Raw genomic sequence first — 1,824 nt, forward strand, 5'->3', positions numbered from 1 at the left:
GCGTCACCCCGTGGCCCGCCCGCCGCCGGCCGCAGACCCCTGCCCGGCCCGCACCGGGCGACCCGAAGGACCCGCGACCGTCCGGGCGACGCCGCCCGGGGCCCGGCCCGCAAAAACGGTTCCGCACTCCCGGGGGCCGCCCCGCTCGGTTCGGCCGCCTTCGGTCCGGAACCGGTCGTCCGGCCGCGGCGGGCGGTTACCACCCGCGGGGGCGGGCACCCTTCCCTGCACCGCACCGCCCCCGGCCCGACGACGCGTCAGGGCCCCTTCTCGCACGGTCGGTTTCCGCACGACACGTCCCTTCGACCTACCGGCCGTCAACGCCGCAATCCGGGACACTTCGTCATATATGTTTCGTGTAACCCGGGGAAAGGACGCCATGTCGGAAAGCTCCGCGCCCCGGACGGCCCCGCCGCGTCCGGCGGCTCAGGCCGCGCCGGCGGGCGCCGCCGTCTTCCGCTCCCTCACCGGGCTGCTCGCCCGGTGGCTCCCACGCCAGCGCTGGTACGCCGACAAGGGCCGCCCGCTCAGCGGCCTCACCCTCGTCTCGGCCACCGAACTGCTGCCCTGCACGGAGGGCGGACCGACACCGGGCCTGCTGCACCTGCTGGTGCGCACCGTCCCCCAGGGCGTGCCCGAGCGGCAGGGCAGCTGCTACCAGCTGCTGCTCGGGGTGCGCTCCGTGCTCCCGCCGGCGCTCGCCCCCGCGCTCGTCGGCCGGCCCGCCGACGGCCCCCTGCGAGGACGCGCCGTCTACGAGGCACTGCACGACCCGCGGCTGGCGGCGCTCCTGCTGGAGCGGTTGCGCGCCCCCGGGACCCTCGGCGGGCTCGTCTTCCAGCGGGCGCACAGCGCCGCCATCCCCTCCGGACTGCCCGCCCGGGCGCTCGGCGGCGACCAGACCAACTCCTCGGTGGTCTACGGCGAGGCGCACATCCTCAAGCTGTTCCGCCGGGTCAGCCCGGGCGTCAACCCCGACCTGGAGCTGCCGCGGGCGCTGGCCGGCGCCGGGTGCGACCGGGTGCCCGCCCCCTCGGCGTGGTTCGAGGCCGAGGCGGAGGGGACGGAGCCGATCACCCTCGGCGTCCTCCAGCCCTTCCTGGCGGGCTCGACCGACGGCTGGGCGCTCGCCCTGAAGTCGCTCTCGCTCCGTACGGATTTCGCGGCCGCCGCCCACGGCCTGGGCGCGGCAACCGCCGAGGTCCACCTGGCGCTCGCCCGCACCCTGCCGACCACCACGCTCCACGGCGAACAACTGGAGCGGTCCGCGCTCGCCATGACGGAGCGCCTCACCGCCGCCGCCGCGGCGGTCCCGGCGCTGCGCCCCTACTGCACGGGGCTGCGCCGCTCCTTCGACTCGCTGGCCGCGTTCGCCCGCGACGGCGGCCACCTCGACGCCCAGCGCCTCCACGGCGACCTGCACCTCGGTCAGGCGCTCCACCGCGACGGCGCCTGGACCCTCATCGACTTCGAGGGGGAGCCGGCCCGGCCGCTGGCGGAGCGACGCCGTCCGCAGCCGCCGGTGCGGGACATCGCCGGGATACTGCGCTCCTTCGACTACGCGGCGGGGCAGCACCGCGCGCCCGGCCCGTGGGTGGGTGCGTGGGCGACCGCGGCCCGCGAGGCGTACTGCCGCGGCTACGCCGAGGTCAGCGGCCACGACCCCACCGAACGACCGGAGCTGCTGCGCGCCTTCGAGACCGACAAGGCGGTGTACGAGGTGCTGTACGAGGCGCGGCACCGCCCCGACTGGCTGCACATCCCGATGGCCGCCGTCCGCCGCCTGGCGGGCTGACCCCCGACCGGCTCCGGGCCCGGTCGGCC

At 77.1% G+C, this 1,824-nt stretch carries 1 protein-coding gene; it reads left to right on the forward strand.

The annotated features are described in order from the left end of the window. Positions 1-379: 379 nt before the first annotated feature. Positions 380-1,795, forward strand: coding sequence for a maltokinase N-terminal cap-like domain-containing protein (locus HCN52_RS24090; protein WP_168090534.1), 1,416 nt, complete (start codon positions 380-382; stop codon positions 1,793-1,795). The last annotated feature ends 29 nt before the right edge of the window (positions 1,796-1,824 follow it).

Source organism: Streptomyces bohaiensis (assembly GCF_012033785.1).
GTDB lineage: Bacteria > Actinomycetota > Actinomycetes > Streptomycetales > Streptomycetaceae > Streptomyces > Streptomyces bohaiensis.

Excerpts from the sequence above, each read along its gene's own strand:
- HCN52_RS24090 (WP_168090534.1), top strand. The coding sequence starts at position 380 with ATGTCGGAAAGCTCCGCGCCCCGGACGGCCCCGCCGCGTCCGGCGGCT.